This is a genomic window from Streptomyces sp. NPDC013317, from assembly GCF_055563155.1.
Window position 1 is genome coordinate 94,373 of sequence record NZ_JBVHDX010000016.1, and the last position, 24,093, is coordinate 118,465.

General features: G+C 70.6%; 22 protein-coding genes and 1 pseudogene. 12 read left to right on the plus strand and 11 right to left on the minus strand.

Going from position 1 to position 24,093, the window contains the following annotated elements; genetic code table 11:
- Positions 1-230: 230 nt before the first annotated feature.
- Positions 231-644 carry a hypothetical protein gene (locus ACZ3IJ_RS31375; RefSeq protein WP_467473689.1) on the minus strand — a complete coding sequence of 138 codons (414 nt, stop codon included), beginning with the start codon at positions 642-644 and terminating at the stop codon, positions 231-233.
- 100 nt (positions 645-744) lie between these two features.
- Between ACZ3IJ_RS31375 and ACZ3IJ_RS31380 the strand changes: the two genes are divergently transcribed.
- Positions 745-1,515: a transposase gene (locus ACZ3IJ_RS31380; protein WP_467473692.1), complete on the plus strand. Its 771-nt coding sequence runs from the start codon at positions 745-747 to the stop codon at positions 1,513-1,515.
- An 858-nt stretch (positions 1,516-2,373) separates the two neighbouring features.
- Here ACZ3IJ_RS31380 and ACZ3IJ_RS31385 read toward each other — a convergent pair.
- Together ACZ3IJ_RS31385 and ACZ3IJ_RS31390 are read right to left on the minus strand one after the other, a co-directional pair.
- Positions 2,374-2,712, minus strand: a complete 339-nt coding sequence (locus tag ACZ3IJ_RS31385; protein ID WP_467473693.1) for a hypothetical protein — start codon at positions 2,710-2,712, stop codon at positions 2,374-2,376.
- Between the two features lie 317 nt (positions 2,713-3,029).
- Positions 3,030-6,230: a tetratricopeptide repeat protein gene (locus ACZ3IJ_RS31390; protein ID WP_467473695.1), complete on the minus strand. Its 3,201-nt coding sequence runs from the start codon at positions 6,228-6,230 to the stop codon at positions 3,030-3,032.
- Between the two features lie 420 nt (positions 6,231-6,650).
- Between ACZ3IJ_RS31390 and ACZ3IJ_RS31395 the strand changes: the two genes are divergently transcribed.
- The 4 genes and pseudogenes from ACZ3IJ_RS31395 (at position 6,651) to ACZ3IJ_RS31410 (ending at position 9,287) form a co-directional block, all read left to right on the plus strand.
- Positions 6,651-6,932 carry a hypothetical protein gene (locus ACZ3IJ_RS31395; protein WP_467473697.1) on the plus strand — a complete coding sequence of 94 codons (282 nt, stop codon included), beginning with the start codon at positions 6,651-6,653 and terminating at the stop codon, positions 6,930-6,932.
- Between the two features lie 620 nt (positions 6,933-7,552).
- A pseudogene (locus tag ACZ3IJ_RS31400) lies at positions 7,553-7,693 on the plus strand (peptidase C39 family protein); the annotation flags it as partial.
- A 74-nt stretch (positions 7,694-7,767) separates the two neighbouring features.
- A complete protein-coding gene (locus tag ACZ3IJ_RS31405; protein WP_467473699.1) occupies positions 7,768-7,914 on the plus strand; it encodes an SCO1431 family membrane protein in 147 nt (48 codons plus the stop codon).
- Positions 7,915-8,114: 200 nt separating this feature from the next.
- The gene (locus tag ACZ3IJ_RS31410; RefSeq protein ID WP_467473701.1) at positions 8,115-9,287 is read left to right on the plus strand and encodes an acyl-CoA dehydrogenase family protein; all 1,173 of its coding nucleotides are present in this window, start codon (positions 8,115-8,117) and stop codon (positions 9,285-9,287) included.
- Here the strand turns inward: ACZ3IJ_RS31410 and ACZ3IJ_RS31415 are convergent.
- Positions 9,250-9,522, minus strand: a complete 273-nt coding sequence (locus ACZ3IJ_RS31415) for a hypothetical protein (RefSeq protein ID WP_391799793.1) — start codon at positions 9,520-9,522, stop codon at positions 9,250-9,252. The genes ACZ3IJ_RS31410 and ACZ3IJ_RS31415 overlap by 38 nt on opposite strands.
- A gap of 204 nt (positions 9,523-9,726) precedes the next feature.
- Between ACZ3IJ_RS31415 and ACZ3IJ_RS31420 the strand changes: the two genes are divergently transcribed.
- Together ACZ3IJ_RS31420 and ACZ3IJ_RS31425 are read left to right on the plus strand one after the other, a co-directional pair.
- Positions 9,727-10,848, plus strand: coding sequence for an Rv3169 family protein (locus ACZ3IJ_RS31420; protein ID WP_467473704.1), 1,122 nt, complete (start codon positions 9,727-9,729; stop codon positions 10,846-10,848).
- A gap of 180 nt (positions 10,849-11,028) precedes the next feature.
- Complete coding sequence (locus tag ACZ3IJ_RS31425) at positions 11,029-12,120, plus strand: phosphotransferase family protein (protein ID WP_467473706.1); 1,092 nt, start codon at positions 11,029-11,031, stop codon at positions 12,118-12,120.
- A 7-nt stretch (positions 12,121-12,127) separates the two neighbouring features.
- On the opposite strand, the gene ACZ3IJ_RS31430 is transcribed toward ACZ3IJ_RS31425, so the two are convergent.
- Positions 12,128-12,496 (minus strand): hypothetical protein, encoded by a 369-nt coding sequence (locus tag ACZ3IJ_RS31430; RefSeq protein WP_352186610.1) that lies wholly within the window; start codon positions 12,494-12,496, stop codon positions 12,128-12,130.
- A gap of 227 nt (positions 12,497-12,723) precedes the next feature.
- Here ACZ3IJ_RS31430 and ACZ3IJ_RS31435 point away from each other — a divergent pair, with 227 nt between their 5' ends.
- From ACZ3IJ_RS31435 to fxsA, 4 genes are all read left to right on the plus strand, one after another.
- Positions 12,724-13,164: an Lrp/AsnC family transcriptional regulator gene (locus ACZ3IJ_RS31435; protein WP_260231077.1), complete on the plus strand. Its 441-nt coding sequence runs from the start codon at positions 12,724-12,726 to the stop codon at positions 13,162-13,164.
- A gap of 10 nt (positions 13,165-13,174) precedes the next feature.
- Positions 13,175-14,797 (plus strand): amidohydrolase, encoded by a 1,623-nt coding sequence (locus ACZ3IJ_RS31440; RefSeq protein WP_467473709.1) that lies wholly within the window; start codon positions 13,175-13,177, stop codon positions 14,795-14,797.
- A gap of 450 nt (positions 14,798-15,247) precedes the next feature.
- Positions 15,248-16,027, plus strand: coding sequence for a polyprenol monophosphomannose synthase (locus ACZ3IJ_RS31445; protein WP_467473711.1), 780 nt, complete (start codon positions 15,248-15,250; stop codon positions 16,025-16,027).
- Between the two features lie 68 nt (positions 16,028-16,095).
- Positions 16,096-16,689 (plus strand): FxsA family membrane protein, encoded by a 594-nt coding sequence (fxsA, locus tag ACZ3IJ_RS31450; protein ID WP_467473713.1) that lies wholly within the window; start codon positions 16,096-16,098, stop codon positions 16,687-16,689.
- A 132-nt stretch (positions 16,690-16,821) separates the two neighbouring features.
- On the opposite strand, the gene ACZ3IJ_RS31455 is transcribed toward fxsA, so the two are convergent.
- The 4 genes from ACZ3IJ_RS31455 to yczE form a co-directional block, all read right to left on the minus strand.
- Positions 16,822-17,196, minus strand: a complete 375-nt coding sequence (locus ACZ3IJ_RS31455) for an RNA polymerase-binding protein RbpA (protein ID WP_026278069.1) — start codon at positions 17,194-17,196, stop codon at positions 16,822-16,824.
- 255 nt (positions 17,197-17,451) lie between these two features.
- A complete protein-coding gene (locus ACZ3IJ_RS31460) occupies positions 17,452-18,807 on the minus strand; it encodes an MFS transporter (RefSeq protein ID WP_467473715.1) in 1,356 nt (451 codons plus the stop codon).
- A gap of 43 nt (positions 18,808-18,850) precedes the next feature.
- On the minus strand, positions 18,851-19,615 hold the full coding sequence (locus ACZ3IJ_RS31465) for a glycerophosphodiester phosphodiesterase family protein (protein WP_467473717.1): 765 nt from the start codon (positions 19,613-19,615) through the stop codon (positions 18,851-18,853).
- On the minus strand, positions 19,612-20,292 hold the full coding sequence (gene yczE, locus ACZ3IJ_RS31470) for a membrane protein YczE (protein WP_467473719.1): 681 nt from the start codon (positions 20,290-20,292) through the stop codon (positions 19,612-19,614). The genes ACZ3IJ_RS31465 and yczE overlap by 4 nt, the downstream gene beginning before the upstream one ends.
- A gap of 104 nt (positions 20,293-20,396) precedes the next feature.
- Between yczE and ACZ3IJ_RS31475 the strand changes: the two genes are divergently transcribed.
- The gene (locus tag ACZ3IJ_RS31475; RefSeq protein WP_467473721.1) at positions 20,397-21,896 is read left to right on the plus strand and encodes an SCO1417 family PLP biosynthesis transcription factor; all 1,500 of its coding nucleotides are present in this window, start codon (positions 20,397-20,399) and stop codon (positions 21,894-21,896) included.
- 194 nt (positions 21,897-22,090) lie between these two features.
- Here ACZ3IJ_RS31475 and ACZ3IJ_RS31480 read toward each other — a convergent pair whose 3' ends face one another.
- Positions 22,091-23,749, minus strand: a complete 1,659-nt coding sequence (locus ACZ3IJ_RS31480) for a hypothetical protein (RefSeq protein ID WP_467473723.1) — start codon at positions 23,747-23,749, stop codon at positions 22,091-22,093.
- A gap of 37 nt (positions 23,750-23,786) precedes the next feature.
- Complete coding sequence (locus ACZ3IJ_RS31485) at positions 23,787-23,981, minus strand: hypothetical protein (RefSeq protein WP_046907412.1); 195 nt, start codon at positions 23,979-23,981, stop codon at positions 23,787-23,789.
- Positions 23,982-24,093 lie beyond the last annotated feature (112 nt).

Below are 24,093 nucleotides of genomic sequence, written 5' to 3' on the forward strand. Positions count from 1 at the left end.
TGATGAAGCTTTGCAGGTCAGCGGCGTGGAACCACCCTCCATGAAAGCAAGCTGAAAGAGCTGAACCTGTTTCATTCTGTGCTGGAGGGTGAAACAGGTTCACTGCGTGTTTCAGATTTCGGCATTGTCTGCTTCGATAAGGCTCCTAGTATGGCGCTGGTCAAAATGCTGCATGCTTTTGCCGGGCGAGCTCGGCTAAGAGTTGTCCCGTAATGCCGTGAGGCTGAGGGTCAGGCTGTGTCCGGGTCGGTGCCGATGGCGCCGGCCGCGCGAAGTGAACGCCCGAGGTCTCCGGTGAGGATGCGGGGGTGTCGCCGCCACCACCACAGGTCGGGGCCGGGGAGCCCGTGGAACTGGTCGAGTGCTATGCCGTCATCGTCGATGGTCGCGGCCTTGTACCGGTCGTCCAGAGCTTTGATCTGCGGGGTCCAGAGCTGGACGATGTGGTCGTCCAGCAGGAGCCACGCCTCGTGCAGCCAGTTTCGGCAGTAGAGGTCGTTGGCGTACTCGTGGATGTAGTCGCCGTAGCCGCGCTCGATGGTGCTCACCAGGGCGGCCCACGCGTTCACCCTTTCAGCGACCGTGAATGCCGTCCGCCAGCCGCGCTGGTGCAACAGCTTTCCCACCTCGGTTTCCGTAGCCACGGGTGTGAGGTTCTCATGCCGAATCCGCCCGGGCGACCGAGATGTCTCCAGCCAGAGGCAGGCGGGCCCCGCAGCCTGATCAAGATGAGACGATCTCGCCGTGGCTGGTGTGATCACGGCGTCGGAGCCGTCCTGGATAGCCCCGTTCACCGGGCTGAGCCCGCGACAGTTCGGCAAAATGGTGACCGTTCTGCGGCACGGGGGTGCGGATGCGGTCCGCAAGGGCCGGCCGTGGAGCCTTCCGCTGGAGGACCGGGCCCTGCTGGTCGCGGCGTACTGGCGAACGAACCTGACCATGCGCCAGCTCGCCCCGCTGTTCGGGATCTCGAAGTCGGCGGCGGACCGCATCATCAACCACCTCGCGCCGATGCGCGCTCTCCAATCCCGCAAACGGTTCGCCAAGGACACCGTTCTCATCGTGGACGGCACCCTGGTCCCCACCCGCGACCACACCATCGCCGAGCGCTCCAAAAACTACCGGTACTCCACCAACCACCAGGTCGTCATCGACGCCGACACCCGCCTGGTCGTCGTGGTCGGCCGGCCCCTTGCCGGGAACCGCAACGACTGCAAGGCGTGGGAGGAATCCGGCGCCAAGGCCGCCGTCGGCAACACCGTCACGATCGCCGACGGCGGCTACCCGGGCACCGGACTCGTCATCCCCCATCGCCGGCAGCGCGGTCAGGCCGAACTTCCGGCCTGGAAAGAGGAACACAACAAGTCCCACAAGCAGGTCCGAGCCCGCGTCGAGCACGTTTTCGCCCGCATGAAGACCTGGAAGATCCTCCGCGACTGCCGCCTCAAAGGCGACGGCGTCCACCACGCCATGCTCGGCATCGCCCGCATGCACAACCTCGCCCTCGCCGGATGAGGGAAGCGGGCCGCATGGCAGCCCACCACGCTTGAGACGACCAGAAGATCATTTACGGGACAGCCCTTAGGGAGGTTCCAGGGACTTTCCGCCGGGTAAGCAGGGAAGGCCCTGACAGCGCTGAAAGAAGCAAACGCGCTGGTCAGGGCCTACAACGTCAGCACTCGATGATGTTCACCGCGAGCCCGCCCCGCGCCGTCTCCTTGTACTTGGCCTTCATGTGACCATTCGGCAACGCTCTTCTAGCCATTGGCGAACCTCCACCGGAGAGAACCGTAGGTGTTGGCCTACCCGGAAGCTCGGCACCCCTTCTTTGAGATGGTTGTCGTACACCCAAGAAGCCGGCTTCCCGAGATAGGCGGCAAGCGCCTTGACGTCCCACATCGGCTCACTCACAGACAGTTCCTCTACGCTTGCTTCAGCTGCTCGCGAGGACGGTAGTGAGGAAGGGCGGCCGCACCAAGCGCGTGGAGGTCTGCCGGCCGACGAGGGCCCCCGGCGTGAGTACCGATCCAGCACGACGCGCCCGAACGGACCGGAACGGACGCCAGCGGAAGTCAGCACCAGGTCAGCACCGCGCGCTGCAGGAGGTCGGTCTGCTGTGAGCATGTGCGGCCAACGGCCGTTTCGACGACCTGACGGCAGCGCCCTGGCTGTCCTGAGCGAGGCGGCCGTACCGGTCCACCGCGACCTTGATCGAACGATGTCCGAGTCAGTGCGACGCCTCGTGAATGCACACGTAATTCGTCAGGGCAATGGTGGCCCACTTGTGCCGCAAGTCGTGTGGGGTATATGCGGGCAGATCGGGCCGTCTTATCGCGCGGTACCACGCCTTGCGCGGGCAAGGGGTGGTTTGGGTCACGGCTGGATCGTGGTGTTGTCGCCGGTGACGGCCGTGCCGATGGTCTGTGCGGCGATGGACCGCTCACCAGACGCGGTGATCGTCACCGAACCGGCCGCGGGAAGCTGGGCGGCCAGTTCGGCAAGCAACTGCGGATCCTCCCGTAGCGCCCGCTTGATCTGCTGGCGCAGGGCGGCAGCAGCATCGGCGTCCCCCGGTTCCTCGGCTGCCTCACGTACCGCCGCCTCCAGTTCCGGGCGTCCGGCCGCGCTCCGGCGCCGCCAGACCGCGTGCAGAATACTGCGCCCTGCGTTCGCCGTCGCTCCCACCGCAGCGTCCTCAGCCCGAGCCAGCACCCCCGCACCATAGGCACCCAGGGCCGGCCGCGCTCAGATACGGCCCTGCCTGCTCCACGAACTGCACGATCTCTGTTCCCACAACCCACCTCTGAATTCCCGTTGCTGACTCAGGCCAGGGCATCAGACTAGGACGCCCAGCGAGCGCGCACGCGCCACATCCGCAATTCGCGGCCCGTCGATTGGCCTCACTCCACGCGGGTCAAGCGAACACCTTCCTGATTCTGACGCAGCTGGCTGTACGCCGACCACCAGGCCGCTGACCAGGGAAACGGAGCACCGTCACTGGAGCACGAACGGCCAGCCGCCGAAGCCGCCTACTTGGCTGAGTCGATCCTTCCGCGGATCTGTGCGACGAGCGGGTTCTCTGGGCCCAGGACGGGCTCAGTCCGGTCGAGGGCTGCGCGATAGAGGGCGATCGCCTTTCGGTGTGCGCCGGCCTCCTGGTGGGTGTCCGCCAAGGCGAGTTGGGCGATCAGGACATTCGGGTGGTCGCCGAGGGTCTGTTGCCAATGGGAGAGGTTGGCTTCGTACAGTGGCACGGCCAGATCGGGTCGGCCGTCTGACCGGTAGATCTCGGCCAGGCACCGCCGTTGCTCGAGTGTCTCCGGGTGGGTGGCGCCGAGTTCCTTCTCGGTGAGCGTGACGCTGCGTTCCAGTAGTTCGGTCGCCTGGGCGGGGCTGCCAGACCCGCCCAGGGCGCGGGCCAGCATGGCGGTGCAATGGAGTGTTTGCGGGTCGGTAGCGCCGAGTTCGGCCTCCAGCTGCGCGCGGATGTCCTCTAGGACGATGACTGCCTGTGCCGCGTTGCCGGACTCGAGGTGGGCGCCGGCCAGGTTCATCCGGCCGGTGACAGCGTGCGGGTGCGTGTCGCCGAAGACGAGGCCGGCCTTCCGCACGGTGGCCTCGAGAAGTTGGACGGCGCGCTGAGCGTCACCGATTGTGAGGTGTGCAATGGCCAGGTTGCTCCGACACACCACGGTGTGCGGATGGTGCTCGCCGAGCGATCGGATGCACCGCTCCAGTGTCGTCTCCGCGAGAGGCACCGACCGCGCCGGATCGTCTGTCTGACGCAGTGCGTCGGCCAGACCGATGTAGTTGGCCAGAGTGTCCGGGTGCGCCTCGCCGAAGACCTGATCGCACTGCGCGATGACGGTCTCGAACAGTGGAACGGCGCGCACCGGGTCACCCGCCGCAAGGTGGGCCTTCGCGAGGCCGCTGCGGGTGGCGAGGGTGTGGGGGTGGGTCTCGCCGAGCAGCGCGGCACGGTGCTCGAGGACGGTGCCGTACTCGGCGATCGCCCGTCCGGCGTCGCCAGCGGTCTGGTACGCCTGCGCCAGCCCGTTCCTGGTGGTCAGTGTCTGGGGGTGGGCGTCGCCCAGCAGGTGGGCGCCCTGCGCTGCCGCGGCCTCCAGCAGTGGGAGCGAACGGGACGGGTTCCCGGCGTCCCGGTAGGCGCAGCCGAGGTTCGCGCGGACGGCAATGGTCTCCGGGTGCGCCTCGCCGTACACCTCCTCGCACCGGGCCAGGGCCGTTTCGAGATGCTGCGCCGCCCGGTCGGGGCGTCCGGCGATCGCATAGGCGTAGGCAAGGTTGTTCCGGCTGGTGATGGTTTCGGGATCGCTGTCGCCGAGCGCCTGCTGCCATTGGGCGAGCACAGCGGTGTACATCGGAATGGCGCGGGACAGGTCGCCTGAGGCGAGGTAGGCCGCCGCAAGGCCGTTCCGGCTGGTCAGCGTGGCGGGATGGGTTGGTCCTAGCGATCGCTCGTACTGCGTGAGGGTCGCTTCATGCAGAGAGATGGCACGATCCAGGTCGCCGGACGCGTGATAGGTGAGGGCCAGCTGCTCGCAGCTGACCAGAGTGTCGGAGTGGTTGTCGCCCAGTGCTTGCCTACGTCGCGCCAACGTCTCCTCGTGGAGACTGACGGCACGGGCCAGATCGCCGGAGTCACGGTAGGAATTGGCAAGGTTGGAAACAACGGTGAGAGTCCCCGGGTGCGAGTCGCCGAAGACCTGCGCACATTGGGTGACCATCGGTTCGAGGATCGCGATGGACCGGCCGAAGTCCCCGGCTCCGTGGTAGACGTTGGCCAGGTTCGCGCGGACCTTCATGGTGAGTTCGTGCTCGGCGCCGGCGAGCGCTTCGCAGCGGGCGAGGGCCGCCGTGAGCAGCGGAACGGCGCGGGCGTCATGACCGAGGTCACGGAGATAGCTCGCAGCGCTCGCGTACCGTCCGGCGGGAAACGTATCTGCGTGCCCGTCAGGAGTGGTGGCCGCGAGCGCGACGAGGTGTGGGAGCAGCCGATCCCAGGCGGGGGACCGGCCAGAGTCGGGCGGTTCTCCCAGCGGTATGACCGCAGCGCACAGCAGCCGTTCGGCCTCGAGCCGGCCAGCCGGCGCCGTGCCGCCAAGGAGCGACTGGTTCCGGAGGGTGGCCTGGACGAGTCGGTGGACGCCCACCGTGTCCCGGGTGAGGGAGACCATGCAATAGACGCCCAGGATCCCCAGGGCCTCGTGGAGGTCGTCGCTGTCGTCGGCGAGGGGGGCCAGCAGTTCCACCGGGATGTCATCGGGCGCCAGCCACGCCAACGTGGACAGGACGGATACTGCCAGAGGGTTGCGCTCCGTGAGGGTGCTGATCGTCTGGCGCCAGATACGGGCGACGGTGCGCTCTGGGTCGACACCTTCAGCAGCCTTGTCCAACGCGCTGATCAGCCTTCGGCGGTAGCGCTCGATGCCGATCGTCGGGTTCTGCGCTAGGTAGGCGCCAGCCTGCATCAGGCCGATGGGAAGCTGCCCCAGGTCGGCGGAGAGTGCCCGGGCTTCATGCACCTGGCGGTGGGTCGGCGGGTTCTCGCCGAGCGCGTGCCTGCAGAGAAGTTCACTTGCCGCAGCCAGGTCGAGCACGTCCAAGGCCAGCGTGGCGACGGAGGCCGGCCAGCCGGCCGACCGTCGGCTGGTGGCGATGACGTAGCCGTTCAGCGCGCCGATGTAGGGCCGCAGATCGGCCGGATCCTCGACATTGTCGAAAACCAGCAGCCAACCTGGATGCCACTGCAGCCACATCATCGCCCAAGCGGCGCGCTCTTCGGTCGATGCGGTGCCGGCCCACGTGGGAATCAGCCGCAGAGCGAGGTCGGCCAGCGATTGCTCGACGCTGGCGGGAGATCCAGCGGCGATCCACCATGTCACAGTGTGGTCGTGGCGGTGTATGTGGGCATACTCGAGCGCCAGGGTGCTCTTGCCGACGCCGCCGAGGCCCTGGATCACGGCAGTCCTGACAGCCCGCTGACCGGGCTCCGCCTTGAGCATGCCGCGGAGCCAGCCCAGCGCGTCCGTGCGCCCCAGACATAGCGGGGCCGGCGGCAGGTTGGCGAACGCGGCAGGCGCCTGAACATCGCGCGCTGAGTTCAGCAACTCGGCCGTGAGGATGGTGACCGGGCCGGTGATCGCCGTCCCGATGCGATGGGCGGCGACAGACCCGGATCCTGTCGCCTCATAGGTGAAGTTCGTCATCTAAAACCCGTCGCCCCGTCACCGATGAGATGCTGTCCGCCGACTATTCTCTGCCGCTTCCGAACGCGACCCGACCCGGAAGAAGCTGCCGCACCGATGGATTGCTGAGTGCACTCGTTTCACTCCGATCTCCGAACCGGTCGGATGTCTCGCTCTCCAGCACGGAGCGTACGCGTTCCCCATGTCGGGTCAGCATCGGCCGGGCTGAGCCGTTGTGAGTGGAGACGTTCACCGGCTGCGGAGACTGCTTTCAACGAGATTTGCAAGAAATATTTGAAAGATGCATCGCCTGCCGCTGTAACCGCCATTCAGTCTCTGCGCCCGTTCTTGGGTGGAGACGACCGCTTCTGGAAGCTCCACCGACTTGACATCGCAGACAAGCACCATCTGCTTCTCACGGTAGGAGCGGCGCATCGCAGCGTGAACGTGTCCGTCGGCCTCCCCGGAGCGGGGGAGGTCCGGTTTGGTCTGCTCCCAGCAGACCGGGCGTACCCCCTTCAGGACGGAACTGAGATCTACAGAGTGATGAAGGCCGCGAGGGAGAGCGCCGCCCAAGGCGTCGGCGGAGAGCCTTCATTCAGCTTCGAGGTTGCCTTCGGTGGCGATGCCGTTGTAAGCGGCGAGCCAGTAATGCCGACGATAGGTGATCTAGTGGACGGAGTTGAGAGCGCAGTTAATTCGCTCTATTCACTCCTGACATGAAGTGATGAGCTCGGCATGAAGGTTCCTACCCGTCAGCGAAGGTGATCGACCAACGTGTACGCGTACGTCTTCTGCCTGTCCGATCCCCGGGACGTCCGCCCTGCGGTCCTTTAGTCCCTATGAATGGGGAAGGTCTTCCGTAAGGGAGCCGCTCCCCCTGCGTTTCTGTGCCCTGCGGGCTGTGGTCCGCGCGAAGTGGCTCATGCTGGCAGCGTGAGACCACGAACCCCGGTCTCCCTGTCCTGCGGGCATTGGTTCCTGCGGAATACCTCGTTCTCATCCTCCACGAGAACAAGGGCGTGTTTCTATGCCCTGCGGGCCTTCGTCCCAAATCGGCTCACTCGCAGGCACTTCCTCTGCGCTTGTTCGGCTGCTCGCGAGGACGTTAGGGGCGAAAGACGGCCGCACCAAGCGGGCGAAAAACCGCCGGGGGCCGAGGGGTGCGGAGTCAGTACCGATCCAGCACGACGCACCCGAACGGGCCGGAACGGACGTCAGCGGAAGTCAGCACCAGGTCAGCACCAGCGCGTCCGCCCTCGATTTGTCTCACGCGGTCCGAGCCTGTGACCTGCATATTTGTGCAGGAGGGCGCCGCGTGGTAAGCGGCGCCCTCCCATTTGGAGAACATCTGGCTCCGTACCAAGCGGCACAACGCGAGCGGCGCCGTGGTCTCCGGTACCGGAGGGGTCTGCTACCTCTACTTCCCCGACCGGCCGGCCCCCGCCCAGCGCAGGGCCCTCGCCGCGGTCGGCGTGCGCTGACGTGTGCGGTACGGCCCCGGGACCGTGACCCGCGTCCTACTCCGGGGCCGTGGGCGGCTGGCACTGTGGGCGCCATGACCGCCACCACCCACGCCGCCGCCCGCACCCGCGCCCGCACCGGGGGGCCCCGGGACGACGGGCCGAAGATCCTCGAGCACGTCCTCGGCTGGACCCTCGTCGTCGTCCTCGCCATGTTCGTCACCCAGACCGGCCTGATGTGACCCCCGGCCCCCGAGGCCGGGCCCCGAGGCGTCGCCTCGTGTGATCGCGGGCCGCCGAACGGGCATACTCCCTGCGCCACGGGCGCCGGGCGCCCCCGCGCGCGAACCGTCGGGGGCAGCATCGGCGCAGCAGTGACCGACGGCGGCGCCGCGTCACCCGCGTGAACCGCCGCAGCGCCCGAGAGGGAGGATGCGCCGCCATGCCCGACCGCGCCCCGCAGACCGTGGAACGCCGCCTGCCCACCGAGGAGGCCCGGGAGCTGCTCGCCCTGGTCCGTGAGATCGCCGAGCGGGAGATCGCACCCCGCGCCGCCGAGCAGGAGGCCGAGGGCCGCTTTCCCCGCGACCTCTTCTCGCTGCTCTCCTCCTCCGGACTGCTCGGACTTCCGTACGACTCCGAGTACGGCGGTGGTGACCAGCCCTACGGGGTCTACCTGCAGGTCCTCGAAGAGCTGGCCGCCGCCCGCCTCACCGTCGGGCTCGGCGTCAGTGTCCACTCGCTCTCCTGCCACGCCCTGGCGCACTTCGGGACCGAGGAGCAGCGGGCCGCCCATCTGCCGGGGATGCTGGGCGGCGGTCTCCTCGGCGCGTACTGCCTCTCAGAGCCGGCCTCCGGGTCGGACGCGGCCTCGCTGCGGACGCGTGCCGTCCGGGACGGTGACCACTGGGTCCTGACCGGTACCAAGGCGTGGATCACCCACGGCGGGATCGCCGACTTCTGCACGGTCATGGCCCGCACGGGCGGCGAGGGTCCGAAGGGAGTCACCGCGTTCCTCGTGCCCGGCGACGCGGAGGGCCTGAGCGCGGCCGCGCCCGAGCGGAAGATGGGCATGAAGGGCTCGCCCACCGCCCAGCTCCACCTCGACGGGGTGCGAATTCCCGACGCGCGCCGGATCGGCGAGGAGGGGCAGGGGTTCGCGATCGCGCTCTCCGCCCTGGACTCCGGGCGCCTCGGGATCGCCGCCTGCGCCGTGGGGGTGGCGCAGGCCGCGCTCGACGTCGCCGTCGCGTACGCCCGGGAGCGGCGGCAGTTCGGCCGGCCCGTCGCGGATTTCCAGGGGCTCCGCTTCCTGCTCGCGGACATGGCGACCGGGGTCGAGGCGGGCCGGGCGCTGTACCTGGAGGCGGCGCGCCTGTGTGACGAGGGCCGGCCCTTCGGGCGTCAGGCGGCCATGGCGAAGCTCTACTGCACGGACGCGGCGATGCGGATCACGACGGACGCGGTGCAGGTGCTGGGCGGCTACGGCTACACGGCGGACTTCCCCGCCGAGCGCTACATGCGCGAGGCGAAGGTGCTGCAGATCGTCGAGGGCACGAATCAGATCCAGCGGATGGTCATCGCGCGCCACCTTGTCGGACCAGAGTCCCGCTGACGCCGCTCATGCGGACGGTCCGGTCCGCCCAGACGGGGGCGGCGGTCAGCCGGTTCCACTCCTGGTCGGTGCGGCCCGGCAGCGTCCGGCCGTGGCTGGCCCACTGGCTGATCAGCGCCTTGTAGATGGGCGGGTCGGAGGCGTGCGGCGTCGGTTGCGGAACCGATTCTTCAAAGCGCGGCTCGGCGAGGCGCCGTCGTCCGCTGCCGATGGGGGCGGTGTACAGCGATGTCATGACTGTCCCAACGCGACCCGCCGGGGCGGGGTCACCGCCGGGGGGATTCGAGGAGGCGTTCGGGGGTTACCCGGGGTCTGCGCCGGGCGAGTCGGGGCGGACGCCCTGGCAGGTCGCGCCGCCCGATCCGTCGCCGCACGACTCTGGCCCCCGGCAGGTCTGCTGACATACCGTCAGATCCCGCTGTCGCCCAGGAGGTCACACGTGTCAGAAGACCGGCCCGTCGCGCTCGACGAGTACCCCGTGCACCAGGCGCCGCTGTCGATGAAGCACCACGTCAGCGGCGACCGCAACGTCTACGACCGCTGCATCTTCCACGTCTTCGACCACGCGGGGCGCGCCCTGCTCATCGCCGGGCTCGGCGTCTACCCCAACACCGGGGTCGTCGACGCCTACGCCACCCTCCGCGTCGGCGACCGGCTGCACGCCGTGCGGGCCTCCGACGCGCTCGGCGACGACCGGATGAACCTGGCGGTCGGCCCGCTGCGCATCACCGTCGACGAACCGCTGAAGACGCTCACCCTGCACTGCGGCGCCGACCCGGCCGATCCCGAAGGGCTCTCCTTCGATCTGATCTGGACCGGTGACTTCCCGGCCGTCTGGGAGCCGCACCACACCCAGCGCCGTGGCGACCGGCTCACCCTCGAAGGGCGCCGCTTCGTCCAGGCCGGCCACTGCACGGGCACGATCCGGGCCGGCGGCGAGGAGTTCACCGTCACGGCGGCGGAGTGGACGGGCACCCGCGATCGCAGCTGGGGCGTACGGCCGATACCGGGGGAGGAGGCCGGCCGCGCCGACGAGTTCCGGCCCGAGGGCTTCCACTGGCTCTGGATACCCATGCGCTTCGACGACCGCTTCCTCATGGTCATCGCCCAGGAGGACGCCGACGGCTACCGCACCCTCAGCGAGGCGGTGCTCGTACGGGAGGGGCGACGGGACGTCCAACTCGGCTGGCCCCGCACCGACATCACGTACCGCACGGGCACCCGGCACCCCGAGCGGGCCGTCGTCCATCTCACCGATGCGGCCGGCAAGCCCCTGGAAGTCGAAGTGGAGATCCTGGCCTCCTCCCCGCTCGCCGTCGGCGCCGGCTACCCGCCCGCCGCCGACTGGCAGCACGGCACCTGGCAGGGCCGCGACTGGACCGACCGCAGGGTCTACGACCTCTCCGACCCGGCGGCGCACCCCATGGCCGCGTTCGGCGTCACCGACCACGCGGCCCGGTTCACGCTCGAAGGGCGTACCGGCTACGGAATCTTCGAGCACGGCTCCTTCGGCCGCCACGACCCCAGCGGCTTCGCCGACCACACCTCCACGGCCGACTGACCGAGACACCTCCCGGCCGACGGGCCAGGCGCCTCCCGGCCCCCCGGCCCAGGCGCCTCCCGGCCGACCGGCCGAGGCACCTCCCCGGCCCACCGGCCGAGGCACCTCCACGGCCGACCGGCCGAGGCGAACCGAGCCCATAGAGCCGAGGCGAACCGAGCCCCCTAGAGGAGAGAGCCCATGGAGACCGCCCCCCGCCCGCGCACCACCACCCGTGATCCCGAGGAGCTCGGCCGCCGGCTCACCGGCTGGCTCGACCGCCACCTTCCGGGCGCCCGGGTCACGGGACTCGCCGTGCCCGGATCCAACGGCATGTCCAGCGAGACCCTGCTCTTCGACATCGAGCACCCCGAAGTCCCGGTGCGGGGCTGCGCGCTCCGGCTGGCCGCCGACCCCGCCGCGTACACGATCTTCCCGGTGTACGACATGGAGCGGCAGCACCGGGTGATGCGCCTGGTCGGGGAGCACACGGACGTCCCGGTCCCGCGCGTCCTCTGGCTGGAGAGCGACCCGGTTCCGCTCGGCGCGCCCTTCTTCGTGATGGCCCGGGCCGAGGGACGCGTCCCGCCGGACGTCATGCCGTACACGTACGAGGGGAACTGGCTGCACTCCGCCACCGACGCCGAACGGGCCCGGCTGGAGGCCGAATCCGTCTCCGTTCTTGCCAGGCTGCACGACCAGTTCCCCTCGAAGGAAGCCGAGTTCCTGCTCCCCGAGGGTGAGGGCAGCCCGCTGCGGCGCCATGTCGACGCCCAACGCGCCTACTACGCCTGGGTGGTGAAGGGACTTGCACCGTCCCCGTTGATCGAGTCGGCCTTCGACTGGCTGGACGCGCACTGGCCGGCCGACGAGGGTCCCGCCGTCCTGAACTGGGGCGACGCACGCATCGGGAACATCGTCTACGACGGTTTCGAGCCCGCGGCCGTCCTCGACTGGGAAATGGCCGGTTACGCCCCGCGCGAGGTCGACCTCGGCTGGACCGTCTACCTGCACCGCTTCTTCCAGGACCTGACCGTCGGTTTCGGCCAGCCGGGGCTGCCCGGGTTCCTCCGCCGCGACGCGGTCGAACGGCGGTACGCGGCCCTCACCGGTCACGTACCGCGCGCCATGGAGTTCCACACCCTCTACGCGGCGCTGCGGCACGCGATCGTGATGCTCAGGGTCGCGTACCGCCAGGCGCACTTCGGAGAGGTTCAGGTGCCGGAGAATCCCGACAGCCTGATCCTGCACCACGCCACGCTCGCGGCGATGGTGCGGGGAAGCTACTGGTAGGGCGTCGTCACGCCGCGCGCCGCATCTGCGGCACCTTGATCGGACGCGAGCCCGGACCGCCGACGTGCGAGAAGGGCTGCGTCCGCCAGTCGAGCCCCTGAGGCAGCGTCAGCAGGAGCGCGGTGTCCTGCTCCTGGACCTCCAGCGTCTCGTCCGCGGGGCGCGCGTCGGACGCGGCGCGGCCGGTGCCGGGGCAGACCGTCAGCACGAACGGGTTCCACGGCGTCGGGCACAGCGCGTGCTCCGGCAGTACGTCCTCGTCCGCGAGCAGCGCGATCGGCTGGACGCAGTCCGGGCAGATCACCCGGTACATCTCGAAGGTGTCGTAGGCGTCGAGCTCGTCGGTCGTCTCGACCGAATCGACAGGCTCCTGCATGGTGAATCTCCCCCTCGGGTGGGTCGACCGAAGTACGTATGGCCTCGACCAAAGCAAGCAATTCCCATACGGCCACCCGCATAACCGTGAGGTCTCGATCGAGCTGCCCACGAACCTGTGGCGTTCGTCACATGCCCCTCGCAGGTGCCTCGCGGGTGCCCATAGACGTCTATAGCGACAGGGCCCCCGGCTGTGCCGATGGTCTCCCGGGGCAATAGGTTGACCGCATGGAGGAGCTGGATCGTCAGATCGTGGAGTTGCTCGTCAGAGACGGGCGCATGAGCTACACCGACCTGGGCAAGGCCACCGGCCTGTCCACCTCGGCCGTACATCAGCGCGTCCGCCGTCTGGAGCAGCGTGGGGTCATCCGCGGCTACGCCGCCGTCGTCGACCCGGAGGCCGTCGGGCTGCCGTTGACCGCCTTCATCTCGGTCAAACCCTTCGACCCGAGCGCGCCCGACGACACCCCGGACCGGCTCGCCGACATCCCGGAGATCGAGGCCTGCCACAGCGTCGCGGGCGACGAGAACTACATCCTCAAGGTGCGCGTCGCGACCCCGCTGGAGCTGGAGCACCTGCTCACCCGCATCCGTACCCAGGCGGGCGTCTCCAGCCGCACCACGGTCGTCCTGTCGACCCCGTACGAAGCCAGGCCGCCGCGCATCTAGCCTGGTCACCATGAGCGAGACCCGTATCGACAGCGAGCACCGCACCGTCCTGCTGCGCGGTGGAGACGTCCACAGCCCCGCCGACCCGTTCGCCACCGCCATGGTGGTCGAGCGGGGACACGTCGCCTGGGTGGGCTCCGAGGGGGCGGCCGACGCCTTCGCCTCCGGCGTGGACGAGGTCGTCGACCTCGAAGGCGCGCTCGTCACCCCCGCGTTCGTCGACGCCCACGTCCACACCACGGCGACCGGTCTCGCTCTGACCGGCCTCGACCTGACCTCCGCCGCCTCGCTCGCCGAGGCGGCGGAGCTGATTCGTCGCCACGCCGCCGCCCGTCCCGACGACCGCATCCTCATCGGGCACGGCTGGGACGCCGCCCGCTGGCCCGAGCGCCGGGCCCCGCACCGCGACGAACTCGACGCACTGACCGGCGGCCGGCCGCTCTACCTCACGCGCGTCGACGTCCACTCCGCCGTCGTCACCACGGCCCTGCTCGACCTCGTCCCCGGCATCCGCGACCTCACCGGCTTCCGCGACGGCGAGCCGCTGACGGGCGACGCCCACCACGCCGTCCGCGCCGCCGCCTATGCGGCCCTCTCGTCCCTGCAGCGCACCGAGGCCCAGCGCGAGGCCCGCCGGCGCGCCGCCTCCCTCGGTATCGGCACCCTGCACGAGTGCGGCGGGCCGGAGATCTCCTCCGAGGACGACTTCACCGGCCTGCTCGACCTCGCCCGTGAGGAGGCCGGTCCCCGCGTCGTCGGCTACTGGGCCGACCTCGACGTCGACCGGGCCCGCGCCCTCGGCGCCGTCGGCGCCGCCGGCGACCTCTTCGCCGACGGCTCGCTCGGTTCCCACACGGCCTGCCTCCACGACACGTACGCGGACGCCGCGCACCACGGCGTCTCCCACCTCGACGCCGCCACCGTCGCCGCCCATGTCGTCGCCGCCACCGAGGCGGGCCTCCAGGCCGGCTTCCACGCCATCGGCGACGCGGCCGTCACGGCCGTGACCGACGGCGTCCGGGCCGCCTCGGAGAAGCTCGGCCTCGCCCGGATCCGCGCCGCGCGCCATCGCGTCGAGCACGCCGAGATGCTCACCCCCGAGACGATCGCCGCCTTCGCCGAACTCGGGCTGACCGCCTCGGTCCAGCCTGCCTTCGACGCGGCCTGGGGCGGTGAGGACGGCATGTACGCCGACCGGCTCGGCGCCGAGCGCGCCCGCACCCTCAACCCGTACGCCGCCCTGCTCCGTGCCGGCGTCCCGCTGGCCTTCGGCTCGGACAGCCCGGTCACCCCGCTGGACCCCTGGGGCACCGTTCGCGCCGCCGCCTTCCACCGCACCCCCGAGCACCGGATCTCCGTCCGTGCCGCCTTCACCGCCCACACGCGGGGCGGCTGGCGGGCCGTCGGGCGCGACGACGCCGGCACGCTCGTCCCCGGCGCCCCGGCCGACTACGCGATCTGGCGCGCCGAGGAACTGGTCGTCCAGGCCCCGGACGACCGGGTGGCCCGCTGGTCGACCGACCCCCGTTCCGGAACGCCCGGTCTGCCCGATCTGACCCCCGGCGGCGACCTTCCGCTCTGTCTGCGCACGGTGGTGTTCGGACAAACGGTCTTCGACCGGCTGAACGGGTGACGTAGGGACGTTCCGTACCGCCGATCGATGATCAACCGGCTCGTCGACGACCTGCGGACCCTCCCCACTGACCTGGCAGTATCGGTCATCTTCGCAGGTCAAGCGGGTGTTGACAGCGAGCCTCCAGGGGCGGGTAGGTTCTCCCGCGTCCACCACAGGACGTCCGACCGGTTCCAAACCTCAGGTTCAGCGCCCGTGCCTCGGGGGCGAGGGAAGGTTTTCCCGGCGGAAGGTGCGACCCGGGTGGGGCCCGGACGTTCAGTAGACAACGGCTCTCGGTCGACCCGCAGCCAGCGGGTTCCAGGTCGGCCCGAAGGGCGCCGGGCCCCGATCCGCACGCCGCGCGTGGCGTCCCGCGCGCCGTCCCGCCCACAATCAGCCCCGCCGCGACGGAGTCGCGCGCGGGGCTCGCTATGGTGGGGGTTCGCGTATGTATCCGAAGGGGCAGCAGTGAACGACGGTGGCCAGAGGCGTTACGGCCCGCTCGGCAGAGCCTTGGTGATCATTCCGACCTACAACGAGGCGGAGAACATCAAGCCGATCGTCTCGCGCGTACGGGCGGCCGTACCGGAGGCGCACATCCTCGTCGCCGACGACAACAGCCCCGACGGCACGGGCAAGTTCGCCGACGAGATCGCCGCCGAGGACGACCACGTCCACGTCCTGCACCGCAAGGGCAAGGAGGGGCTCGGCGCGGCGTACCTCGCCGGCTTCCGCTGGGGCATCGACCACGGCTACGGCGTCCTCGTCGAGATGGACGCCGACGGCTCGCACCAGCCCGAGGAGCTGCCCCGGCTGCTGACCGCCCTCAAGGGCGCCGACCTCGTGCTCGGCTCACGCTGGGTCCCCGGCGGGCGCATCGTGAACTGGCCCAAGTCCCGCGAGTTCATCTCCCGCGGCGGCAGCCTCTACTCGCGCGTCATGCTCGACGTCCCGATCCGCGACGTCACCGGCGGCTACCGGGCCTTCCGCAAGGAGACCCTGGAGGGCCTGGGCCTGGAGGACGTGGCCTCGGCCGGCTACTGCTTCCAGGTCGACCTGGCCCGTCGGGCCGTCGCCGCCGGCTTCCATGTCGTCGAGGTCCCGATCACCTTCGTGGAGCGCGAGATCGGCGACTCGAAGATGAGCCGCAACATCGTCGTCGAGGCCCTGTGGCGGGTCACCGGCTGGGGCCTGACGGCCCGTGCGAACAAGGTCGGCAAGCTGCTCGGCCGCAAGTCCGCGGGCTGAGCACCGCCGGGTCGGGGCTGATCTCCCCTTTACGACGTTCCTGCGACCGGCCAGGCACACTGGGGGACATGACGACCGGCGCCACGCCTTCCCTCGCCCCCAAGCGCTCACGCGCGCGTACGTTTCTCCCCCTGGCCCTCGCCGTCTGGCTGGTCCTCGAGATCTGGCTGCTGATCGCGGTGGCGGACGCCGTGGGCGGGCTCGCCGTCTTCGGCCTGCTGGTCGGCGGAGCCGTTCTCGGCGCCGTGGTGATCAAGCGGGCCGGCCGCCGCGCCTTCAGGAACCTCACCGAGACCTTCCAGCAGGCCCAGGCGGCCGCGCAGGCCGGTGTCCCGCCGACCGGTGCCGAGCGCGCAGGCGCCGGCGACCGCAACGGCTTCCTGATGCTCGGCGGTCTGCTCCTGATGATCCCCGGCCTGGTCTCGGACGCGGCCGGTCTGCTGCTGCTCGTGCCGCCGGTCCGCTCCCTCCTCGGCAGGTACGCCGACAAGCTCGCCGAGCGCAGGATGAGCGCCGCTCCGCCGGGCAGCCTCCAGGACGCGTTCCAGCAGGCCCGGATCCACCGGCCCGACGGAAAGGTCGTGCAGGGTCAGGTCATCCGCGACGACGCCCCCCAGGGCCCCCAGCGGGCTCAGGAACCCCGTCCGCCGCTGACACCGTGACGCTCGTACGTCCCCGCGATCCGCAGGGCGGCTCCAGCCGCGGTCCGCGGGGACAAACGACAGAAACGCCGCGGGGCCCGGTACACACAAGGTGTACCGGGCCCCGCGGCGTTGCTCGGGCCGTGCCGTCCGTCAGGCGGACTTCCGGCTGTCGCGCGGATGCACGGCGATGTTCATGGCGCCGGAACGAAGGACCGCCAGCCTCTCGGCCAGGACCTCCTCCAGCTCCTCGCGGGTGCGCCGCTCCATGAGCATGTCCCAGTGCGTTCGCGCCGGCTTGCCCTTCTTCTCCTCGGGGCCGTCCCCGTCCACCAGGAGTGCCTGGCTGCCGCAGACCTTGCACTCCCACTCCGGCGGAATTTCCGCTTCCACCGAGAAGGGCATCTCAAAACGATGGCCCTTCTCGCATGCGTACTCCACGGCCTGGCGCGGGGCCAGATCGATGCCGCGGTCGGTCTCGTAGCTGGTCACCACGAGGCGCGTGCCGCGAAGAGCTCGCTCACTCATGAATCGTGCCTCCCGGGCTTGTCGCCCACAGGACAGGTGTCGCTGTCGTCGTCATCCGGTCAACGTCCGGTCGGCGGTAAAGATTCCCGTTCCGGGTCATGCGTCGCCCGTCGTGCCGCCCCTTGTTCTACCCACCAGTGCCCGGTTTGTCACATCTGACAGCAGATGTCACCCAGCGTCTTCACCAAAGCAGCACGCAGTAACGGTCCGCCTGGCAGGCCAAAGGCGTACACTACCGGCCTTTCACTGCCGCGTCTAAATCCGCTCCGGAACCGGGTTGCCCGCGGCGGCCACGGCACGCCGTACCGGTACCCGCGCGAGCAGAACGAAACCGGCCGCGAAGAAGATCACCAGAGAGATGATGGCATCTCGGTAGCTCCCGGTCAGCTGATACGCGAGCCCGAACACCAGTGGGCCCAGCCAGCTCAGGCCGCGATCGCTCATCTCGTAGGCCGAGAAGTACTCCGCCTCCTTGCCGCGCGGGACGAGATGGGAGAACAGCGACCGCGACAGCGCCTGGCTCCCGCCGAGCACCAGACCGATCGCCGCCGCCAGACAGAAGAACGCCACCGGCGCGCCTGCCGGCAGGAAGTACCCCGCGCCCAGGATCAGCGTCCAGATCGCCAGGGAGCCCAGGATCGTGCGCTTGGCGCCGTACGAGCGAGCCAGCCGCCCCATGCCGAGGGCGCCCGCGACCGCGAGCACCTGGACCAGCAGCACCGCGGTGATCAGCGTCGTCTGGTCGAGTCCCAGTTCCTTGGAGCCGTAGATCGACGCCTGGGAGATCACGGTCTGCACCCCGTCGTTGTAGACGAGGTAGGCCAGGAGGAACGACAGCGTCAGGGGATACCGGCGCATGTCCTTCAGCGTCGCCACCAGCTGCCGCCAGCCCCCGCCGACCGTTCCCTCGCCCAGCGGCTGGACGTGCCGGTCGCGCAGCCGCCGCAGCGGCACGAGGGTGAAGGCGCCCCACCAGAGTCCGGCCGAGGCGAGACAGATCCGCACCGCCGCTCCCTCGGAGAGCCCGAAGGACTCATGGCCCGAATAGAGGACGAGATTGAGGACGAGGACGAGCGCCCCCGAGGTGTAGCCGAAGGCCCAGCCGCGCGAGGAGACCGCGTCCCGCTCGTCCGGCTCGGCGATCTGCGGCAGATAGGCGTTGTAGAGCACCATCGAGACCGCGAGCGAGGCGTTCGCCACGATGAGCAGGAACGCGCCCAGCAGATAGCGGTCGCCGCTCAGGAAGAACATGCCCAGGGTGGCGGCCGCGCCGGTGTACGCGGCGGCGGCCAGCAGCGGCTTCTTGCGGCCGGTACGGTCCGCCACCGCGCCCACCAGCGGCATCACCACGACCGCGAGCAGGATCGACGCCGAGACGGCGTACGCGAACAGCGAGCCCGCCCGCACGGGTATGCCCAGCGGGTGGACGAAGCCGTCCCCGTCGGCCGCCGACTCGGCGACCGCCGTCAGATAGGGGCCGAGGAAGACCGTGACCACGCTCGTCGAGTACACCGAGCAGGCGAAGTCGTAGAAGTACCAGCCGCGCTGCTCGCGTCTGCGTTCGGCCGGATCGGCGGCGGGCCGCTCCGGCTCGGTGGTGTCGGCAGTCAAGACCGCGGCCCCCTCGTTCGTCCCCGTGGTGGGATGCGCGCGCTCAGACCCACACGCCCCGGTCGGTCAGCACTGCGCGCAGCGTCTCCAGATGATCGGTCATGATGCCATCGACTCCCAGGTCGAGGAGAGAGTTCATCCGCTCCGCTTCGTTGACCGTCCACACATGGACCTGGAGCCCCCTGGCGTGGGCCTCGCGCACGAAGCGGCGGTCCACCACCGTGACGCCGCCCTGGCGCTCCGGGACCTGTGCGGCGACCGCGCCCGCGCGCAGCGCCGCCGGGATGCCGAGGGAGCGCAGGCGCAGGGCGGCGACGCCCTTGACGCCGTAGGAGGTCGCGAGCCGGGGCCCGGCCAGGCGCTGCGCCCGGGCCACCCTGCTCTCGGTGAAGGAGCCGACGCAGATCCGGTCCCACGCCCCGGTCCTGCGGATCACTTCGACCAGCGGGACCAGGGAGGACTCGGCCTTGAGGTCCACGTTCCAGCGTGCCTCGGGGAACTCCTCGAGCAGCTCCTCGAAGAGCGGCAGCGGCTCCTTCCCGGCGACGCGCGCCTCGCGGACGGCGTCCCACGGGAGGTCGCGGATCCGCCCGGCGGTGTCCGTCACCCGGTCGAGCGTCGAGTCGTGGAAGGCGACCAGCGCACCGTCCGCGGTGGTGTGCACATCGGTCTCGAAGTAGCGGTATCCGGCCGCCGCGGCCCGGCGGAACGCCGCCGCGGTGTTCTCGAGGCCGTCCGCCGTGCCGCCGCGGTGGGCGAACGGGATGGGGGACGGATGGTCCAGGTAGGGGTGGCGTACGCGAGTCACGGCCGCAGTATGGCCTGTTTCGGTGTCCCGGAGGCGACCACGGTGCTGCTCGTGTCCTGCTCGGGGATGGCGAAGCGGCGTAGGAAGAACTGGGCGAGCGGGCCGATGGCCAGGGCGTAGAGGACCGTGCCGACGCCGACCGAGCCGCCGAGCAGGAAGCCGGTGGCGACGACGGCGATCTCGATCGCCGTGCGCACCAGGCGGATCGAACGGCCGGTGAGCCGGTGCAGTCCGGTCATCAGACCGTCGCGCGGCCCCGGCCCGAAGCGGGCGGCGATGTACAGCCCGGTCGCCGCCCCGTTGAGGACGATGCCGAGGACGAGCAGGGCGATCCGCGCGGAGAGACCCTGGGCTTCCGGGACCAGCGCGAGGGTGGCGTCGATGGCCAGGCCGATGGCGAAGACGTTGGAGACCGTGCCGAGACCCGGCCTCTGCCGGATCGGGATCCACAGCAGCAGGACGAGCGCCCCGACGATGATCGAGACCGTGCCCATGGTCAGCCCGGTCTTCTCGGCGAGACCCTGGCTGAGTACGCCCCACGGCTCCAGTCCGAGCCCACCGCGTACCAGCAGTGCCGCGCTGCAGCCGTACAGCGCCAGTCCGATGTACAGCTGGGTGAGCCGGCGGGTCATTCGGCGGCCGGTGAGCCGGCCGCGGAGGCCGGAGGCGATGGACAAGTGGTGCCCCCTGTGTGGTGGTGGTGGTGGACTGACTCATGTCACTCTGTGGCGGGAGATCGGATGCCAACCATGGCCAATTCGAGGAAGGTGGACTGAATTCCATGGCTCAGTGGACCTCGGCCGTCGGGCCGGCTCAGCTCGCTCGGCAGCTCCAGGCGCAGCAGCCCCGGCCGGCCGGGCCGGGCACCCGCAAGCCGCCCGCCTACCGCGCGCTGGCCGACGGGATCCGCCTCCTCGTTCTGGAGGGGCGGGTGCCGGTCGCGGCCCGGCTGCCCGCCGAGCGGGAACTCGCGGTCGCGCTGACCGTGAGCCGTACGACGGTGGCGGCCGCGTACGAGGCGCTGCGCGCGGAGGGGTTCCTGGAGTCCCGGCGCGGAGCCGGCAGCTGGACCGCCGTACCGGCCGGGAACCCGCTGCCCGCGCGCGGCCTCGAGCCGCTGCCGCCGGAGTCGCTCGGCTCGATGATCGACCTCGGCTGCGCGGCGCTGCCCGCGCCCGAGCCCTGGCTCACGCGGAGCGTCCAGGGCGCGCTGGAGGAACTGGCGCCGTACGCCCACACCCATGGCGACTATCCGGCGGGGCTGCCCGCGCTGCGGCAGATGCTCGCCGACCGGTACACCGAGCGCGGCATCCCGACCATGCCCGAGCAGATCATGGTCACCACCGGCGCAATGGGTGCGATCGACGCCATCTGCCACCTGTTCGCCGGGCGCGGCGAGCGGATCGCCGTCGAGTCGCCGTCGTACGCCAACATCCTCCAGCTCATGCGGGAGGCGGGCGCCCGGCTCGTGCCGGTGGCCATGGCCGAGGGGCTCGCGGGCTGGGACCTCAACCGTTGGCGCCAGGTGCTGCGGGACGCGGCCCCCCGCCTCGCGTACGTCGTGGCCGACTTCCACAACCCGACCGGCGCGCTTGCCGACGAGGACCAGCGGCGGCAGCTCGTGGACGCGGCCCGCTCGGCGGGCACGGTGCTCGTCGTCGACGAGACGATGTCCGAGCTGTACCTGGACGAGCGCACCGAGATGCCCCGGCCGGTCTGCGCCTTCGACCCGGCGGGCGCGACCGTGCTCACGGTCGGCTCCGCGAGCAAGGCGTTCTGGGCCGGCATGCGGATCGGCTGGGTCCGGGCCGCCCCCGACGTGATCCGTTCCCTGGTGGCGGCCCGGGCCTACGCGGACCTCGGGACGCCCGTCCTGGAGCAGCTCGGCGTCAACTGGCTGATGCGGACGGGCGGCTGGGAGCAGGCGGTCACCATTCGCCGTACGCAGGCGCGCGAGAACCGGGACGCACTGGTCGCCGCCGTGCGGGCGCAGCTGCCGGAGTGGGAGTTCGACGTCCCGGCCGGCGGCCTGACGCTCTGGGTCCGCACGGGCGGACTCTCCGGCTCGCGGCTCGCGGAGGTCGGCGAGCGGGTCGGTGTACGAGTCCCCTCGGGACCGCGGTTCGGTGTCGACGGCGCCTTCGAAGGGTACGTGCGGCTGCCGTTCACCGTCGGCGGGCCGGTCGCCGAGGAGGCGGCGTCCCGTCTGGCGGCCGCGGCCCGGCTGGTGGAGTCGGGCGCGGGCACGGGCAACGAACAGCCCCGGGCGTTCGTGGCGTAGGGGGCGGCAGCGGGGGGAGACGTCTGCGGGTGGGTGCGCCCGCACGGGGGGCCACCTGCGCGGCGGTGTGCCTCCGCATGGCGCGACCTGCCCGCCTGGGGGCGCCCGCGCGTGGGGCACTCGTACCGCTGGGGCGGTGGGAGACCCCCACCGCCCCAGCGGAACCGTGACGCCCTCAGGGGCCCGGTGTGCGGTCAGCCCTCGGCCGGGACCGGGCTCGGCGCCGGGCCGAGGTCGAGGGCGGGCCCCGGGGTCGACGGCTTCGTCGTGGACGCCGGTTCGTGCGCCGGCTCCGACTGCGGTTCCGGCGCCGAGCCGGGGGCCGCCGGGACCGCCGTCGCCGTCGCGTCCAGGCGTTCCGGCAGGAGCGCCAGGACGGCCTGGCGGTGCGTCTCGCTCGTCGCGTCGTCGTACGGGTCGGGCGTCGCCGGCACCTGAAGCCGCAGGACCGGCCCCGTGCCGAGGCGGGCGTAGCCGCGGCCCGGGGGGACGACCGGGACCGGCGTGGTGTGGGGGGTGGTGCCGAGGACCCACTCGATCTGCTCGGGCGACGCGGGGCCGAGCACGACCCGGGCGCGGGTGTGCGTCCGTACCGTCTCGCTCAGCGTGTCCACGCTGTCGAACTGCTCGGCCACCACCACCGTGACCTGCGCGGCCCGTCCGTGCCGCAGCGGCACCTGGAGGAGCTCCTGGGGGTCGGGCCGCCCGTCGGCCGCCGCCAGGTGACCGAGGATGCTCGGCCGGTCGAGCAGGATCCACAGCGGGCGCCGGGTGTCGTCGGGGGCCGGGCGGCCCGCCTGCCGGGCCCGGTTCGCCGCGATGAGCCGCCGCTCCGTCTCGTGCGCCGCCCACTCCAGGCTCGCCAGCGCGCCCGCGAGACCGCACTCGACGGCCAGGACACCGGTGCGGCCGGTCAGACAGGCGTACTCGCCGGTGCCGCTGCCCTCGACGATCAGGACGTCGCCGTGAGGCAGGGCCTGCAGGGCGACGGAGCGCAGCAGGGACGTCGTGCCGCTGCCGGGCTGGCCGACGGCGAGCAGGTGCGGCTCGGTGGAGCGCGGACCCGTCCGCCAGATCACGGAGGGCGCGTCCTCCTCCCCGTCGGCGGCGAGGACCGGCACGGTCCGCTGCACGGCGTCGGCGTCGGTGAAGCCGAGGACGGTCTCGCCGGGCACGGTGACGAACCGCTGGGCGGCGATCGTCGTGGGCAGGGCGGACAGCACGCTCATGACGAGCTGGTTGCCCTCCTCGTCCCAGTCGAAGAGGTACTCGCGGCCGCGCCCCGACTTGGCGTGCAGCAGCTGCTCGATCCGGGCGCGCGACGCGGCCTCGCCGTCGGTGAAGTACGCGGGGTACCTGATCCGCAGTCGCGTCAGGCGCCCGCTCTCGTCGAAGGCGTGGTCCCCGAAGGCGCCGCTCCAGTCGCCCCCGTGGGCGAAGAGGGGAGCGGGGTCCTCGGGGACCGAGAAGTAGGGCACCAGGGCCTCGTAGAGGCCCTTGAGACGTTCGATCTCCGAGTCGTCGGGCCCGGTCTTGACGACCGGGCGCTCACGGCCCGTCCACGCGGCCGCCCCCATCACCGTGACGAGGGCGAGCAGCGGGCCGTACGGGACGAGCGCGACGACGAGGACGCAGGCCGCGACCAGGAGCAGCGTGGGACCGCGCCGCTCCTTGGGGGTCGCGGCCCACCTGGCACGCGCGGTCGCGGCCAGCCTCCGCAGACCACGAGAGATCGTGATCAGCGGATGGAGCACATCGGTGGCGCTGTCGGCGGCCGTGCGCGCGATCTCTCGACTGCGAGCGATCCGGTCGCTGCCGCTGCTCAGAATGCGGGGGAGTGGTCGCCGGGCCACGTCGTACTCCTGGAGTTGTGGAAGGGACTGTCGGGCGTCAGAACTTGATCCCGCCCAAGAGGCTGGCGAGGCTCTGGCCGCCTGCGGTGATGCTCGGGGCGATGGCCGTGCCCGCGAGGTAGAAGCCGAACAGCGCGCTGACGAGGGCGTGGGACGCCTTCATCCCGTCCTTCTTGAAGAACAGGAAGCAGATGATGCCGAGCAGGACCACGCCTGAGATGGACAGGATCATGAGGTGTTCTCCTGGTTGAGGGGACAGTCACCATGAGTCCTTCCAGGTTCACAGCAAGTATCTATGCGATTAAAGGTGCATATGGGTGAATGTGGGGCGATTTCACTTGACT

Bases quoted from the DNA above. Each gene is read 5' to 3' on its own strand.
- ACZ3IJ_RS31390 (WP_467473695.1), bottom strand. From the start codon at position 6,230: ATGACGAACTTCACCTATGAGGCGACAGGATCCGGGTCTGTCGCCGCC.
- ACZ3IJ_RS31405 (WP_467473699.1), top strand. From the start codon at position 7,768: ATGACCGCCACCACCCACGCCGCCGCCCGCACCCGCGCCCGCACCGGG.
- ACZ3IJ_RS31410 (WP_467473701.1), top strand. From the start codon at position 8,115: ATGCCCGACCGCGCCCCGCAGACCGTGGAACGCCGCCTGCCCACCGAG.
- ACZ3IJ_RS31415 (WP_391799793.1), bottom strand. From the start codon at position 9,522: ATGACATCGCTGTACACCGCCCCCATCGGCAGCGGACGACGGCGCCTC.
- ACZ3IJ_RS31425 (WP_467473706.1), top strand. From the start codon at position 11,029: ATGGAGACCGCCCCCCGCCCGCGCACCACCACCCGTGATCCCGAGGAG.
- ACZ3IJ_RS31430 (WP_352186610.1), bottom strand. From the start codon at position 12,496: ATGCAGGAGCCTGTCGATTCGGTCGAGACGACCGACGAGCTCGACGCC.
- ACZ3IJ_RS31435 (WP_260231077.1), top strand. From the start codon at position 12,724: ATGGAGGAGCTGGATCGTCAGATCGTGGAGTTGCTCGTCAGAGACGGG.
- ACZ3IJ_RS31440 (WP_467473709.1), top strand. From the start codon at position 13,175: ATGAGCGAGACCCGTATCGACAGCGAGCACCGCACCGTCCTGCTGCGC.
- fxsA (WP_467473713.1), top strand. From the start codon at position 16,096: ATGACGACCGGCGCCACGCCTTCCCTCGCCCCCAAGCGCTCACGCGCG.
- ACZ3IJ_RS31455 (WP_026278069.1), bottom strand. From the start codon at position 17,196: ATGAGTGAGCGAGCTCTTCGCGGCACGCGCCTCGTGGTGACCAGCTAC.
- ACZ3IJ_RS31475 (WP_467473721.1), top strand. From the start codon at position 20,397: ATGGCTCAGTGGACCTCGGCCGTCGGGCCGGCTCAGCTCGCTCGGCAG.
- ACZ3IJ_RS31485 (WP_046907412.1), bottom strand. From the start codon at position 23,981: ATGATCCTGTCCATCTCAGGCGTGGTCCTGCTCGGCATCATCTGCTTC.